The 15,328-nt window shown below is 58.4% G+C and carries 11 protein-coding genes; 1 reads left to right on the top strand and 10 read right to left on the bottom strand.

What is annotated here, in order from left to right:
• Positions 1-147: 147 nt before the first annotated feature.
• Positions 148-480, top strand: coding sequence for a hypothetical protein (locus VEH04_07345; protein ID HYG22578.1), 333 nt, complete (start codon positions 148-150; stop codon positions 478-480).
• Here the strand turns inward: VEH04_07345 and VEH04_07350 are convergent.
• The 10 genes from VEH04_07350 to VEH04_07395 all read right to left on the bottom strand — a co-directional run bounded on the left by VEH04_07350 (position 463) and on the right by VEH04_07395 (position 14,906).
• On the bottom strand, positions 463-3,069 hold the full coding sequence (locus VEH04_07350) for a pitrilysin family protein (GenBank protein ID HYG22579.1): 2,607 nt from the start codon (positions 3,067-3,069) through the stop codon (positions 463-465). The genes VEH04_07345 and VEH04_07350 overlap by 18 nt on opposite strands.
• 38 nt (positions 3,070-3,107) lie before the next feature.
• Positions 3,108-3,548, bottom strand: coding sequence for a Minf_1886 family protein (locus tag VEH04_07355; GenBank protein ID HYG22580.1), 441 nt, complete (start codon positions 3,546-3,548; stop codon positions 3,108-3,110).
• On the bottom strand, positions 3,548-3,700 hold the full coding sequence (locus tag VEH04_07360) for a hypothetical protein (GenBank protein HYG22581.1): 153 nt from the start codon (positions 3,698-3,700) through the stop codon (positions 3,548-3,550). The genes VEH04_07355 and VEH04_07360 overlap by 1 nt, the downstream gene beginning before the upstream one ends.
• Before the next feature lie 398 nt (positions 3,701-4,098).
• A complete protein-coding gene (locus VEH04_07365) occupies positions 4,099-4,311 on the bottom strand; it encodes a hypothetical protein (GenBank protein HYG22582.1) in 213 nt (70 codons plus the stop codon).
• A gap of 291 nt (positions 4,312-4,602) precedes the next feature.
• Positions 4,603-4,950: a hypothetical protein gene (locus tag VEH04_07370; protein ID HYG22583.1), complete on the bottom strand. Its 348-nt coding sequence runs from the start codon at positions 4,948-4,950 to the stop codon at positions 4,603-4,605.
• Between the two features lie 140 nt (positions 4,951-5,090).
• Positions 5,091-5,354 carry a hypothetical protein gene (locus VEH04_07375; GenBank protein HYG22584.1) on the bottom strand — a complete coding sequence of 88 codons (264 nt, stop codon included), beginning with the start codon at positions 5,352-5,354 and terminating at the stop codon, positions 5,091-5,093.
• 879 nt (positions 5,355-6,233) lie between these two features.
• Positions 6,234-10,670 (bottom strand): hypothetical protein, encoded by a 4,437-nt coding sequence (locus tag VEH04_07380; GenBank protein HYG22585.1) that lies wholly within the window; start codon positions 10,668-10,670, stop codon positions 6,234-6,236.
• Positions 10,671-10,950: 280 nt separating this feature from the next.
• The gene (locus tag VEH04_07385; GenBank protein ID HYG22586.1) at positions 10,951-11,307 is read right to left on the bottom strand and encodes a hypothetical protein; all 357 of its coding nucleotides are present in this window, start codon (positions 11,305-11,307) and stop codon (positions 10,951-10,953) included.
• Between the two features lie 73 nt (positions 11,308-11,380).
• On the bottom strand, positions 11,381-11,782 hold the full coding sequence (locus VEH04_07390) for a hypothetical protein (protein ID HYG22587.1): 402 nt from the start codon (positions 11,780-11,782) through the stop codon (positions 11,381-11,383).
• Between the two features lie 301 nt (positions 11,783-12,083).
• A complete protein-coding gene (locus VEH04_07395; protein HYG22588.1) occupies positions 12,084-14,906 on the bottom strand; it encodes a class I tRNA ligase family protein in 2,823 nt (940 codons plus the stop codon).
• Positions 14,907-15,328 lie beyond the last annotated feature (422 nt).

Genomic DNA, 15,328 nt, shown 5'->3' on the forward strand with positions numbered 1-15,328 from the left:
GTTGCGCACCGCAGGCTCGTCCGCAGACCGGGGTCCCCTCGCAAAAGGTTTAATTTTTTGAGTGGTCCCGGTTGTGCTGATGTCAAAGCCTCAGATTCAGCACCGCGGCAACGATGCGATATTGAGTTATTACGATAGGTGTGGAACATGAACACCGTGGATCCAATTTTTAGCGATGCAGCCCGTGGCGACGGGTCGAGCGGCGTGGAGTCCATTTTGGATTACCTGCACGACGCGGCCGGGTTTGCCATTGGAATCAAGCCCAATGTGCCGTTGGAGCGCGCCCTCGGACGGGGAGCCTTGATGCCGCAGAATGAGGAGGACGCTCTCGGTCAATTAAAGGAAGCTGTCGCGGAGATCGGCTGCACGGTTGTGCGGCGCGGGCAGTCGCTGACCATCGTCACAGATCAGGACGCGAAGAAGCAGTTCCTTCCCTTGCCGCAGGTCCCTAGTGGCGGAAATTTAAGTATTCGAAGCTAGCCGATGAGTGCTGGCAATGGCCGGGCTCTCCGCGGACGGTTCGGATCCAACCCGCGCAATGGCAGCACATGCCTCCTGCAGAAACCGTTCCGCCGTGGCGCGGGCTTGCTCAAGAGTCACCGCGCTGTAATGCGCGTCTTCGCGATCGGAATGATCAAAGCCCAGCCCGTATAGTTCATCCAAAGCGCTCGTCATCGCGACGTTTCCGAGATCCTGCCGCGAAATCTTTTTCTGTCCTATCACCTTCGCCTTTGCACGATTCAGTTCAGCCTCGGTGAGCCCGGATTCGCGCAGCAAAGCGGCTTCACGAAACAGCTCCTTCTCCACCAGCTCAACCTTCTCCGGCATCGTCCCGACATAGAACGAAAAATATCCGGGAACGATCCCTGGAAAATGCTGGGCTCCCACGTAATATGCCAGGCCGAGTTCGTCGCGGATGCGAAGGAACAGCCGGGAACCGAGGTCGCTGCAGGTTTCCTGAATCAGGTCCAGGGCATAGCGCTCAGGGGAATTGAGCGTCGTGCCGGGAAATCCAATGACGAGGACGGATTGCTTTTTGTCGCGGACTTCAGTGACTCGCGCCATCCCACGCGGAGCAAAGCCGCTGCCGCCTTCGATCTTCTCAAACGGCATCGCCTCACTGCTGGGCTTCCACGAACCAAACGCTTTTTCGATGGCACTCCGCGCTTCGTCAGGATTGATGTCGCCGAACACGGCGAGCACGCAATTGTTGGGCACCGTGAAGCGGCGATGACAATCCTGCAGGTGCTTCACCTGAACCGCTCCAACACTCGCCTCCGTCCCCAACGGATCCAATCCATAGCGCTCATCGCCGAACAGCGTGCGCCTCATGGCGACGCTCGCGCTCTTGAGCAGATGATCCTTTTGCGCCTGAATGTTAGCGAGCTGCACTTCGCGTTCGCGTTCCAGTGCGTCCCCAGGGAACGTTGGGTTGAGCAGCACATCAGCAACGAGTTCCAGTCCCAGGTTGAAATCAGTGCTCATGACCTCGGCGTTGACTCCAAAACTGTTGTTCCCGCCGTAGCTGTCGATGTGACCGCCCACGGATTCGATCTCGCTCGAAATTTCATCGGCGCTGCGGCCCCTCGTGCCCTTGAGCAGCAGTTTGCTCATCAGTTGTGTGACACCGTTGGTATCCCGAGTTTCCGTGAGAACCCCGCCCTGGAAGACCGCGCGGAATTCGACAAATGGCAAACGATGATCCTCCTTGAACAACACGCGAAGGCCGTTCGAGAGCTCGAATTTTTGGATCGGATGATCCGCCGTCTCGCTCGACGCCGAAGCCGCTGTCGTTGCGCAGCCTTCGGGCAGGAGCGCGAATAACGTGCGATTCTCGGCTGTAAGGTATTGTTTGGCGACACGCTGAAGGTCAGCAGGGGTGATGCGCTTGACCGCTTCGAGGTAGCGCGCCGAAAAATTAAGGTCGTTTGCCGCAAGCCAGCTTCCGCCGAGATCCTGCGCCTGGCCCTGCATTGTTTTTCGCGATGCAAGGGTTCCCGATATGAACTGCTTCACTGCCTTGCTGAGTTCCTCGGAACTCACTGGTGCCGATTTCATCTTTTCGACTTCCGCCAGCATCGCATCGCGTGCTGCTTCGAATTTGTCGCCATCGGCAACGGCGCTCATGCCAAAAAGTCCGGCGCTGCCGGGGCTGTAAGTCCAGGCATCCACGTGATGCACCACGCCAAGTTGCTCGCGAACGGTTCGATAAAGGCGCGCGCTGCGGCCGCTGCCGAGCAGGACCGCGAGCACGTCCAGAATGGGCACGTCGGGATGTCTTAACTCGGGGATGTGCCACGCAACATGAAAATGTCCGAGCTCGATCGCCGCTTCCTCCACGATCTCGCGCGCGGCGGTCTGGTGGGGTTCCGCTGGAAGCACTGCAGGCGCAAGCGGACGCGCCTTGGATTGGGCGTAAGCCTGTTCGATTTGCGCCACGACCTCCTGCTTGCGGACGTCGCCCACGACGACGTAGAACACGTTGTTCGCCGCGTATTTTTCGTGATAGTAAGCGCGAATGTCTTCGGCCTTCACCTCGTTGAAGATGTCGGGATACCCAATGATCGTAAAACGATACGGACTGCGCGTGAAAGCGGTCTCGAAAAGGCGGCGGCTTGAGCGGCGGCCGGGATCGTCGTAGCCCATGTCCATCTCGCGACGGATCACGTCCATCTCTTTCGCAAGTTCATCCGGCGGCAGGGCCGCGTTCTGCATGATATCGCACAGGATGTCGATCGCGACCCGCGCGCCTGTGTTGGGAACATCGATGTGATACACCGTGCGGTCGAAGCTGGTATAGGCGTTCATGTAACCGCCCGCCTCCTGGACTTCCTGGTCGATGCGGCTGCCGGGACGCGTGGAAGTGCCCTTGAAAAGCATGTGTTCGAGCACGTGCGACAGGCCCGCGCCGAGCCAGCGGCCTTCATGAATGCTGCCGGCCATGCACCAGGCCTGCGCAGAGACCACGGGCGCGCTGTGATCTTCGCGGACAATGATGGTTAGTCCGTTCTTGAGCGTTGTGACGGAAACGTCGGGGGGAATTGCGGGAAGCGATGGTGCGTTGTTCAAAGTCTTGCCTGAGGGGTGAAGGGAGGCGGGAGGCGGGCCTAGCGGTTCGGCTGCGTGTCCGCGGGGCTGGCGGCTGCGCCGCGGTTGTTCAGCTTGTGCGATGGAAGAAATGGTTTCTCAAAGGCTTCAAAGAAATCGTAGCCGTTCTGGAAGTCATCGCGGCTGTCTTTCTCGGTCTTCGCGAGGAGGCCCGCTTCGACCATGTTGAAGACGATCTCGCCGAAATCCTGGCAATTGCGAATGCCCCATTCGGCCAGGACCGTCGATGTCATCGGGCCGAACTGCGAGAGCGCGTATTCGCGGATGCCGCCGAGGAGTTCCTGTCCGCTGACGTGGCGCAGGTTGCCGCGGTTTTCCTTCACGATCGCTTTTTGTGTATGATCGAGGGCCTCGCGAACGAACAGATATCCATCCCGTTGATAGCGGGAGTCCTTGGTGAGGATCAGGTCCAATCCGTCTTCGAATGTCGGTTCGTGCATCAATTCTTGGGGTGAATGCCGCTCGGCGGCGTCAGGGTCTGCGCTGTGTCTGCGGGATGCGAAGTGCGATAGGTTTTGACCGCCCAGCCAACCAGCAGGAACGCGCAGACCAGGCAGAGCACCAGTTGTTCCTGCCGGGTCAAGCGATTCACGCCCGGGAATATAGTGCAATGGAGGGATTGCACAATCAGAGAAGCAGGCGCACGGCGAGGTGGCGAGGTCTTGCATGCCGGGAGCCTTGAGGCCGCCTGGGCGTTAATCGTCCGCGCGTCGTAAACATTGCCGGCGGGTTCCTCAGCCCAAACGCGGAAAGGGTCCGAAGCTGCGCGCGGGTTCATCGAATTTGCTCTGAAACTTAAAAACCCGTCAATCTAGGGCAGAAAGAATCGACGAACCTGGACCTGCGCCTCGGCATCCAAAGCTGACACGGCCTTCGAGCCACGCGACTCGCTCAATCGGCCCGGCAAAGTCGGGCCCCACAGTTCGATTGTATTGGAAAGGTCCTCGGGCCAGCCTATAGAGATCACTGCAAATCTAACTGTCGCTGAAGCTAGTTCTCGGAGCGGCTCGACATGCTGACAGGGACTCGGTGGGAAAGCACCAGGCTCATCACGTCCAGTGCGATGGGGGGTGGATCCTCCTGGCCGTCCTCGCGGTAATACCAAACCTCCCCACCTCGTTCCGCCAGCCTTGCCAAGCGAGCATCCAAATCTGCAAATGAGCTATTCGTACCGTCCACGAACAATGCCCCGGATTTCGACATTGTGATCTTGAGTAAGGGTCTGGACTGAGGACCCAACACCGCCTCCTCAGGCTCTCTTGCGCAGCCGCAAACGCACAGCATCCAACTGAGAACGGTGATTAACCTAATGCACATATGGTCCACGAGCCAGGGTCGTTGCCAATGTAGTCTTGGCGCTAATCGGTCGGAGTTATCCATAGTCTTTTCCTTTTTGAATGAACCTTCCGAGGGCTTTGGTTGCGGGCGATGCTGAATCTCGCGGCGAAAAGTTTCAAGCGCTTTGCTGCAACCTGGGAAGGCGTTGCGCGCCAGTCATATCAACCGCCGCCTGTGTTCACTTTCATCCGGCCGATTGATCTGCTCCGCGTCGCGGCGCGCCCATCGAAAAGCGAACATCAGCGACACGAGCCAAATGAGGCAGACGAGGGCTGAGCGCGCGTAAAACTCCGCTCCCCTCCATCGAATGACCAACTCCTGTCCGCTGGCGCGAATCCAATCAGGGCTGATCAGGTGAAACGGGAAATGGGAGCGAATCATATCAGCATCGACACCGGGTCCCTGAAGGACCATCGGCCAGCGCATCGTGCTCCATGCAAGCTGAGCGTAAACGGCGCAGGCGCTAAGCAGCAGCGTTGCAATCATAAACTTGAGCGCCTTCATACAGCTAAGGACATAGTTTCCGGCCAACTCTCAAGAAACGTGGGCGATCATCCGCTGCAAATTCGATGTTGGAAAACCCGCATCTTGGAAACTGCAGGGCGGCGGAGGTCGGTGCAATAGCAGCGTTGTGCGTTTGATGCTCAATTGCGCGCGTGCGTCGCTGAGAGCCAAATGATGATGCTGGTCAAAATCATCAGGCCGCCGACGATGAAACCCGGACCGAGCCTCGCCTCGAAGTGCCCAGCGCCGACGACTAAGCGGCTGCCGAATGGCAACAGGCCCGCTCCAAGAACGGCCAGCGAGATCGCGCAGACTTTGTAATATTGGTGAACAAAACCAATCCCGACACCAAGGATGTATCCCGCAGCTTCCCAAGCCGTCATGTTCTGCTCGTTCGTGTCCATATTAAAAATGGTGAAACGCCCAACAATCCAGCTCAGGACCGTTCCGCGGGAGGGAGGTTTTGCAATGAAACGCGGTGGGGTTCGGGTCCAGTGCAGCGCACGCTCGCACTAAGCCGCTGCGCAGCGGCGGGAGGATAGCGTTTCCGTCCATGCGTTTAATGTTCCTTTGGCTGGGCTGGAGCATAATCCTGGTGCATGAATCTTTTCAATCCTTCATTCACCAATGCCACCCACTTCGACTGTCACCGAAGCATGGTTTTGGAGCTTTGCGTCTCACGCAAGATTCAAGCTCATCAAACGGCCGTAGCCGGGTTTTTTCCCTGTTTCTGGCCCACAAGGTGTCACCGATTCCAGCAATACCCAGCTGCCTGCTACGGCGTTGTGCCGTTGCGCCGCCATCACCTTGCCACCGCGAAACGCATCCGACCGCCAGATCGCTTACAGCCTAAAAACCTGCCTCATAATCGCATGTAAGCCGAAAAAGCAAGCTCCTGGATTCCGTAACCACATGGGAGCGAATTGCTTGTCTAGGCGACAGTCGAGGGAACGATGAACGGCCGTCGCGGTCGATCCCGCGCCGGCGCAGCCTCTCCGATTCTATCGTGTCTTCGTGAACTATGAGTAGGAGTTCGCTGATCTGCCCAGGTTCGACTGGCGACTCGGCTCGATCACGAATTATGGCAGAGCGCTGAAGAGGCTACGCGATGCCGCGAACTGGCCGAATTCTTCAAATCGGTTTAACCAATCCCTTGGTCCTTTAGTCTTTTCGTCCTTTGGTCCCCAGATGTTGCCCTTTCCAACTGTCGCCGAAACAAGCTTGCGACCCCACACATCCCGCAGCGCGTCGAATCGTTGAATTCCTTGGCACTCGGATTGTTATTACTCCCAAAATGGTTGGATATCGTCCCAGGCGAGTTGCCAGCCATTGCCGTAGGTGCCGGAATACGCGCGCCAAAGACGAGGTTGGCTCGGATCGGGCAGAGTGTTCGGAGGTGGCGGGGGCGGGGGTGTGCCGCGACCAAAGACATGCACCTGTGCGCCGTCTCCGGTGCACACAACAGCCGGGCCGGAACTGAATACCCCACTGCCGATCGCCTTCCATTCGGCCGCCGCGTAAGGCCCGCCAAGGCTGACGAGCGCGGTGTGCCAATAGCGGTTATCCATTCCGCGGCCGCCCACGTGGACGACGTTGCCATCAGCAGAAGCGGCCGCAGCGGGGGCCGAGCTGAACGTTCCCGAATGCATGGCCGCCCATCCCGTCCAGTTCGTTCCGGCGTTCGACGAATAATTCCACCAGATTCGATTGTCCGTTCCCCGGCCAAATACGAAAACCTTCTGGCCATCACCGGAACATGCGGCTGCCGGTGCCGAGTTGAATGCGCCGAAGGGGATCGTCGAAAAGGGAGTCCAATGACTGGCGCCGCTGACGAGTCGCGTATGCCGGTAGCTTCCGTCCTGATGCCGGGCCACCACATGCAACAATTGTGCGTTGGCCGAGCCTGCGACGGCGGGAGCGGAAGCGAATTCCAAAGTGACGATGCCGCCTGAATGCGACAACGGCGACCAACTGCTGAAGTTCGTGCCACCGTTCAAAGAGCGCGCCCGCCAGATTTTCTTGTCCATGCCGCGTGCGAAGAGATCAATCGTGCTGCCCGCGATGGAAACCGTCGCTGCCGGGCTGGAGCGAAAGATACCGGAGGCGAGCGCCGGGTCATACCCGAAGAACCAGGTGTTGCCCGCGTTCGGTGAATGGATGCGCTCCAGGGATCCTGGCAATTTCCGATCGAAGACGGAGAAGATATCCAGACGATTGCCAGAGTCATCCATCACGGCGGCACAGCGAGCAGGGTCGAGATCGGCATTGAAGATGTACGGGAGCAGTTGAACGGACGGAAAGTTGGACGGAACATCCGGTGTTCGCACCTGGGTCATACTTGCAGTGAGACCGAACCAGACGGCTTCGGCATCGTGCCATTCGGGAGGATCGTCATCGCCCCATCCCATGTTGCACTTGAACCAGCGGGTCAGCTCAACCTGCTCGCAATCTTCGTAGCGTTCGACGCGCTTGTATCCGTATGCAAGCGCGTAGTGCGGGGTAATCCCGCTCCAGATTCCGACGACCCCTGGACGATTATTCTTGATGCCATTTGCCACCGCCTTGCCGCCCTCCTCCCAATCGGTCCCGCCGACCAAAAAGAAATCGTTCCAGTGTGCCTCTGCATGGCATTCCACAAAGTAAGGTCCAAATTCATTCATGGGCGCCGGCCAGGGAAAACCGCCGAGCGAGTTGGCTACGCGAAAGATGTATTCGTAAAATGCAGAGGCCATTTGATCCGGGGCCGTGGCGCCCTGGCCACTCACGCAAAACGTGTTGCACAATCCGTGCAGATCATCGTACACGGCGCGAACGAGGGATTCATTCTCCCACGATGTTTTCGGAGCATCGCTGTTCTTAAGCGAATCCGGGTTGAACCGAAAGACGGCGGCATTTCCGCGGCCGGAGTTAAGTTTGTAAAACGCGCTCGGCACGCCGTTGACGTCCCACCAGCCGAGGAGCATGGCGAGAGCGGTTGGGCCGCATCCGACTGACGGACACCACTTGTTGTTGTCTTTGAGTTGATGAAACAGTCGTTGATCGCCATCCCAGCCTGTCCCGGCGTACCACGTATCCGTGTCCAAACTGGGACATCCGGCCGCGGCGCCAAACGCAGCGGGCGTCGCTGACGTGACAACGAGTGTGTAATTCTGCGCGGCGCCGGCGGCGGTGACTACGCGCACGATCGCACTGCCCTCGGCGAGACCGGTTGCGGAAAATCCGCCGCTGCCGGCCAGCAACTGTAATTGCGCGATGGGTGGCTCGCCGTCTTCAGACAATAGGCTGACCCGTTTTAGAGGTGTGCTTTGAAGGAAGACCGTCGATTCCCCTTCGCCAACACTCAGGCGCGGCAACCGTCCGCCCCGCAGCAGACTCCAGCGGCCGCTGGCGATCTGACTCCGATTCAACCGATAACTGGCGACCAAGGGATTGGTGAGGAAATTTTGTTTCATGGCCGGGTACAGATAGAGCGGAGCCGGTTCGAGCGGAGGGAGCGCAGTCAGCACTTTTTGGCCGGTAGTCGAGTCAAAGGAGAAGTGACCGCTCAAATCCGGGCGCGGCGAATTGTCCGCGAGGGCGCCGGGAGGCGTTCCATATTGCCCCAACAAGTGACCCCCGGCGTCTTCAACCGACCAATACACTGCGTTGAACCGCAGGATTTTTGCGGGCGCCCCCGAACCGACGCGTTTGAGCACGCGCTCGGTTTTGGTTGAACCGCGGGTGGCAAATTCCACGATCGGTGCGTCGTTGTCTGTCAGGGAGATCAAAATGTAACCCTTGGACGGGCCGTTTGGCTGTCCGTTCGGCACCACCTTGAGCTCCGCGTAGGCGGGTTGTGTGCCATTCGCATGCAAGGGATCGAACACCAGCGTGGCGGCAGGGGCGAGATCGACGTCGCTCCAGTCTGCCGCGTCACTTCCGGGCGGTGTCCCGGAATCCGGACCAAAGATCTGCAAATACTGGCGCGCGGCCGCAACGGTCTGTGTGGGGAGATTCGAAATCGGAATGCCATTTGTTCCGGGTAGGGGAATGAGCACCGGCGAATAGATGCTTCGCGCAAACCTGTAGAATCGATTGCCATTCGCGCCATCAGCGTCAAAGAACCGCAAGTCGCCAAACTCATCCGCCTGAATCTCACCCAGCCACTCCCAGCCGAGCGGGTCGGTGAGATCGTCGGTTGCTTCGACATTGTAGCGCTCGGCGGCCCGGGTAGAGGAGAGAAGGTTGAACCCGGTTTGGCCCCCCTCAAATTCAGGTTGCAGGGATGTGAGCAGAACCGGAGGCGTGGGCGGCAGTTCCACTCCGACGCGCGTCAAGGTGACGTCATTGCCATCGCCGCCCTGATAACTGATGCGGTATTTCACGCCGTCCGCCGAAATCGCGGCGCCCTCGGGAAGACCCGCGAAGTAGCCGTAAACCGGGTCGGTGTTGTCATTGGAAATCAGCGGGAACTCGGTCCCGGCGGCGGGGGTAAAACTCACGCTGATATCCAGAACGGGCTGCTGCAAGGCGACACTGCCAATGACGTTGACGCGGCTGTAGATCGAGTGGGATTGAAGCCGCGCGTGGAAGCGTGTTGAACCTGAGAGATTCAATCCGGCGCTTGTGAGCGGATCGCTCAACCCCAGGAGGTGTGAGCCGGGCGCAAAGACACCATCGATCATGACCACCGGACCCACCGCCGGCACAGGAGCTCCGACGACTCCGGGCGTTCGCGTCCCGCCAACCAGGGCCGAGCCCGGCACACGGATCCAGGTGAACGGGGCTGAGCGGTTGAAATAGAGCTCGCCTGCTTCCACATACGTCGCTCCGGAATAAGTGCTCACCGCCCCTGCTCCCGGGATCAAGCTGTAGTTCAGGCTCAACACCCCCTGACCGCGTTTGAGGATCGTTCCACCAGCGCCATGAATTGGGCCAGAGAATGCGCGGCTCGTGCCTGTGGGTTGGTCGAGGATCAACAAGCCATTGCCCAGCTGTAGGACGCCGGTGCCCGAGACTGCTCCCAACGATTCATGATTTCCGTTGAGATCGAACGCCGGCAGCGCGGCGAGGCCCGATGCATGCATGACGACTTCAGCGGTATCGGGAATCTGGTTTGAAGACGTGATTTGCACCGTGGCCGCGGGATGGATTTCGACATTCCCGCCGACCGCGTTAATTCCAGCGGGCTTGGCGAAAATCGTGACGCCGCCGGTGGCGAAGAATTGGGGGATTGTGTTTGAGTTCAGACCTTCCAACCGGAGGGTGCCGGTTCCAGACTTGGTGATCGATCCCGGTCCGAGGATTGCGCTTTGAATCCGGAACTCAGCCGTTCCGTTTATCGCCAGGTTGGCGATGCCGTTTTCGACTTTAAGCACCAGCGAAGAGAGGACGAGGTTGTTGGAGCCCGAACACGTGAGTGTTGCGCCAGCGGCAAGCGTGAGCTGGGCTTGCTCGGTGAGAGCGCTCAATCGATAGCCGTGACCGGACAGCGTGAGGCTCGTCACAACCAGACCGGGAATGTCGTTAATGGCATCCTGAGTTGCCGGCGTATCGGGAGGAAAGATCAGAATGAGATCCGTCTCGCCGGACAACGGCGGAGAAGTTGTCCAATTGGCCGGGTTGCTCCAAAAATCGTCACGACCATTTCCGGACCAGGTATGGATTCCCGCCATTAGTGACAAGGAAAACCATAGTGAGCCTGACAATACGGCAATTTGAAACAGACGCATGGTATTCATACATCTGGAAAAGAGGAAATTGGGTGACGAACATTACAGGAAAAATTCGGCCCAGCTTGACCCGAGTTTTACGGTGCGACAGGATCTCCGGGTTGCCGCGATTGAGATTGGTTCGTGCTTCCGATGGCCCGAGGAGGGGCATCGTGGGAGCGAAAGAAGGCTTCTGGGCTTTGCCTGAAAATTGACGGTGAGTCTCCCTGCTTGCTTGACGCCGTCGATCGCCCGGCCTGTCGACAGGCTCTCAGCGTTGGCTCTCACGCCTTGCTCATTTTCTCGGCTGTCATTGCTTCGACAGCGATAGCATCTCAGTGACGAGCACCAATAATTCGGGCTCAAGTATCATATCGACGCTGTCTTCCGGGTAATTTTCAAATTGATCGCCGGGATGCAGCATCGCCCCGCTCTCAATCAGCCCATCCCAGATTCCGCGCTTGTCCTCGAGCGACCAGCGCGTCAATCGCCTCCGAATTACTTCCTCCAGCATGGCGAGGAGTCGCCCATCGCACCATCCGTTGATCGCAAATTCACGCCGGATCTGCGCAATGACACGGAACTGAGTTCCCGGCAACATAATATGCGCTGCGTCCTGGAGCACCTGAGCCGCGGCATCTTCGTGGTTCATCGGTAGTGGTGTCATTGCCGCACGACACGGGTTGAGCCACCGGGATTCATCGGGTGCACCGCACTCGCGCCTGCAGCCACACTGGGCATCATTTCGGAATCTTTGTCTCATCGACTCCGGCGCTGCGCAATGTTGAAATAAAAGCCGAACGTGGAATCGAGAAATACCCGTCATAGACGAACTCGTATTGATCCTCGTGATGGCCGGGCTGCAGCCAAACCTCGGCCCTGCGCCCGCCGCTATAGTGCAGGACAAATTGGCCTGCAGGTGTGCAGTCGTGGGCCCGCACCGCCTTGCCTGCGGTCAACACAGTCATTATCCCGCTGACATTTGTGAGAAGCGCAATCCGCTCGCCCCAAACAATATATTCTATGGATTCAGGCAGTCTGGAATCGAACTGAGGTGAACGAACGGGTCGCGAGGTAAACAAAGTGAATACCGCCACGACCACCACTATTACGAGAATCCTTGTGCGAATTTTCGGAGTCATGGTCGAACGAAACTGAAACGGATCGCCGAGTCAACGGCGAAAGAGTTGCATGACCACGAAAAACACGAATCACACGAAACATCCCGCTCCTCTCTCTGCTACCTCTGCTTGCTCCTGTTCAATGCCGGTTTCCGCTGCCGACCTTCGCGGCCTTTCCATGAACCTTGCTCAGGGTTCAGGGGTCACCATAAAAGAACCAAGGCTCCTCCTCGCCGCAGCCTCTCCTTCACTCCGAGTAAAGTGAGAAGATGGAACACGGACAGGCAAACGGGTTTGCGCGAATTATGCCAAGTGGCGGGAATTAGACCGCAATATTCACGAGCTTCTTCGGAACCACGATGACTTTCCGGATCGTTTTGCCCGCGAGGAACGGCTGGACTTTTTCGGACGCCTTGGCCGCAGCTTCGAGAGTGGCGTTGTCGGCATTTGCAGCGACACGAATTACATCACGCAGCTTGCCATTCACCTGCACGGCAATTTCCAGGATATCTTCGACCAGCAACGCGGGATCGAACTTTGGCCACGGCGCATACGGCAGCGACGGCCGAGTTTCGCCGCGATTGGTGTTCAGCAGGGACCACAACTCCTCAGCGAGATGCGGCGCGAACGGATGCAGGAGCACCAGGAAATCACGCATCACCGATGCAGGACGCGTCTCCCACTTGATTGCCTCATTGCTGAAAATCATCATCGCCGAAATGGCGGTATTGAATCCCAGGTTGTCGAGGTCCTCAGTGACCTTGCGAACGCACGCGTGGAGCACCTTGGATTGCGCGGCTGTGGGGGTGACGTCCCGGACCGCGGCATGCAATTTGATCCGATCAAGCAATTGTGTATCGCCCGGTTGCGCGGTGGTTTCGGCCTGCTCGAATTCGACTTCGCTTTGTTCATCGACGAAGAGCCGCCACACGCGTCCGAGGAAGCGGTAAACGCCTTCGACGCCCTTGGTGTTCCACGGCTTGCTGTCCTGCAGCGGGCCCATGAACATTTCGTAAAGGCGAAAGGCGTCGGCGCCGTATTCCACGAGAATGTCGTCGGGATTCACGACGTTGCCGCGCGACTTTGACATTTTCTGCCCATCTTCGCCGAGGATCAGGCCCTGGTTGACCAGCTTGAAGAACGGTTCAGGCGTGGAGACATGGCCGAGATCGAAGAGCACCTTGTGCCAGAAGCGCGCATAAAGCAGGTGCAACACGGCGTGCTCCGTGCCTCCCACATACAAGTCGACACCGGGTGTAGAGGTATTCTGAACGGCAGCGGAGGACGCTGGCTTTTCCGGCGTTGAATCCGGGACGTTCGAGTTAGCGCTCGAGTCGCTGCCCATCCAATATCGTTCCGCCTCGCGGCTCACGAACGAAGTCGCATTCTGCGCGTCGAGGTATCGCAGATAATACCAGCACGATCCCGCCCATTGCGGCATGGTATTGGTTTCGCGGGTGGAGCCGTCGGGCAGGCTCACCCAATCCGCCGCGCGGGCGAGGGGCGGCTGGCCATCCGACGTGGGTTTGTAGTCGTCGAGTTTGGGAGGCAGGATCGGCAAGGCTGATTCGGGAAGCGCTTCGTGATAGCTTTGGCCGCCGGCATCTTTCTTCCAAACGATCGGAAACGGTTCTCCCCAGTAACGCTGGCGGCTGAACAGCCAGTCGCGCAGTTTGTAGTTGATGGTTTTCTTCCCGAGACCCTGGGATCCAAGCCACGACGTGATCCTGCGCTTGGCTTCGGCTGTGGGCAGTCCATTGAGCGAGATCTGCGCGCCCGCCGAATTTACAGCGGTGCCTTCATCGGTGTAGCCCTGCCATTGCGCGTTTGGATCAGCGGGTTGAACGACCTGCACAATCGGCAGGTTGAACTTTGTCGCAAACTCAAAATCCCGCGTGTCGTGCGCGGGCACTGCCATGATCGCGCCCGTGCCGTAGCTGGCGAGGACGTAATCCGCGATCCAGATCGGGATCTTTTCCCCATTCACCGGGTTGATGGCAAACGCGCCCGTGAAGACTCCGGTTTTTTCCTTGGCGAGCTCCGTGCGTTCGAGGTCACTCCGCGATGCCGCGAACTCCTGGTATTCTGCCACTGCAGCTCGCTGCTCCGCGGTGGTGATCGCCGCGACAATCTTGTGCTCGGGCGAAAGGACCATGTAAGTCGCGCCAAACAGGGTGTCGGGGCGCGTGGTGAAGACCTCGATGGAACTCTGCGGCGCATTGGATCCTTGAGGAACCGAAACAGTGAAGGTGACGGTGGCTCCTTCGCTGCGGCCTATCCAGTTCCGCTGCATTTCCTTCAGGGAATGGCTCCATTCGATCGTGTCGAGATCGGAAAGGAGGCGTTCGGCGTAGGCGGTGATTCGCAGCATCCATTGGCGCATTGGTTTTCGAACGACGGGGAAACCCCCGACCTCGCTCTTGCCGTCGATGACTTCTTCATTGGCCAGAACCGTACCGAGTTCAGGGCACCAATTCACAGGCGCTTCGCTGACGAAAGCCAGGCGTTTGGAATCGCGGAACGCGCGCTTCGCCGATTCCGTGGTGCAATCCTGCGGATACTTCAGAGTATCGATGGATTCGGCGCGATTTGTTTCAGGGTTGAACCATGCGTTGTAAAGCTTCAGGAAGATCCATTGGGTCCACTTGAAGTAACCGGGATTAGTCGTATCGACTTCGCGCGACCAATCGTAGCTAAACCCCAGGCTTTTGATCTGGCGTTTGAAGTTGGCGATGTTGGCCTCAGTGGTGACCCGCGGATGCTGGCCTGTCTTGATGGCATATTGCTCCGCAGGCAGGCCGAATGCATCCCATCCCATCGGGTGCAGAACGTTGAAGCCTTGGGAGCGGCGATATCGCGCCAGGATGTCCGTTGCCGTGTAGCCTTCGGGATGTCCTACATGGAGGCCTGCGCCGGAGGGGTAGGGGAACATGTCGAGAATGTAGAACTTTCGCGGAAGCTGGCTGGTTTCCGCGGCGCCGGACTTGATCCCATGCCGCAGGGCGAAGGGATGATCGGCGGGGACGGCGTCGCCGGGGCTGAATGCGCGAAACGAGTGGTTTTGATCCCAGGCGTGCTGCCATTTGGGTTCAATCAAGTGAAATGGATATTGTCTGCGGCTGCTGGCCATAGAGCGCGTGATCATTGCGGAAAGAGGTTTGGGAAACAACTTTGAATCTGGTGCAGTTGTAGCGTCAGGCATCGCTGCGTGACGCAGAGGGCGGCATCTTGCCGCCCGAACGAAAGCGTAAAGTGCGAAACCGCTGAAATCTTTTTGGTGCTCTCGAGGGCGGAGTTGCCCGCTCGTTCGCGGGCTGAGGGCCGGCTCTACGGCAGGCAGGGATGTCGGCAGCTAAAGTATTGTTCATCGCAAACATGCCCGTCGGAGGACGGATAAGCGGCTTTGATCCGAATTCGGTCTTTTTGAACGGCTGATTCATCTGGATCGAGCGGGTGACAGTCCAGAGGGATGAGGATAGAAAATGACTAGACATTTTTTACCCCCTGCCGCAGGCTTGCTTCATGGTTTTGGTCAATGCTCCGACTGAAAGCGATGTTTTGGATCGG

The sequence above is a fragment of the Verrucomicrobiia bacterium genome (genome assembly GCA_035629175.1).
In the GTDB taxonomy this organism is placed as follows: domain Bacteria; phylum Verrucomicrobiota; class Verrucomicrobiia; order Limisphaerales; family DASXHY01; genus DASXHY01.

Coding starts and splice junctions, on each gene's coding strand:
- VEH04_07345 (HYG22578.1), top strand. CDS start 148: ATGAACACCGTGGATCCAATTTTTAGCGATGCAGCCCGTGGCGACGGG.
- VEH04_07355 (HYG22580.1), bottom strand. CDS start 3,548: ATGCACGAACCGACATTCGAAGACGGATTGGACCTGATCCTCACCAAG.
- VEH04_07365 (HYG22582.1), bottom strand. CDS start 4,311: ATGTCGAAATCCGGGGCATTGTTCGTGGACGGTACGAATAGCTCATTT.
- VEH04_07370 (HYG22583.1), bottom strand. CDS start 4,950: ATGAAGGCGCTCAAGTTTATGATTGCAACGCTGCTGCTTAGCGCCTGC.
- VEH04_07375 (HYG22584.1), bottom strand. CDS start 5,354: ATGGACACGAACGAGCAGAACATGACGGCTTGGGAAGCTGCGGGATAC.
- VEH04_07380 (HYG22585.1), bottom strand. CDS start 10,670: ATGAATACCATGCGTCTGTTTCAAATTGCCGTATTGTCAGGCTCACTA.
- VEH04_07385 (HYG22586.1), bottom strand. CDS start 11,307: ATGACACCACTACCGATGAACCACGAAGATGCCGCGGCTCAGGTGCTC.
- VEH04_07390 (HYG22587.1), bottom strand. CDS start 11,782: ATGACTCCGAAAATTCGCACAAGGATTCTCGTAATAGTGGTGGTCGTG.
- VEH04_07395 (HYG22588.1), bottom strand. CDS start 14,906: ATGATCACGCGCTCTATGGCCAGCAGCCGCAGACAATATCCATTTCAC.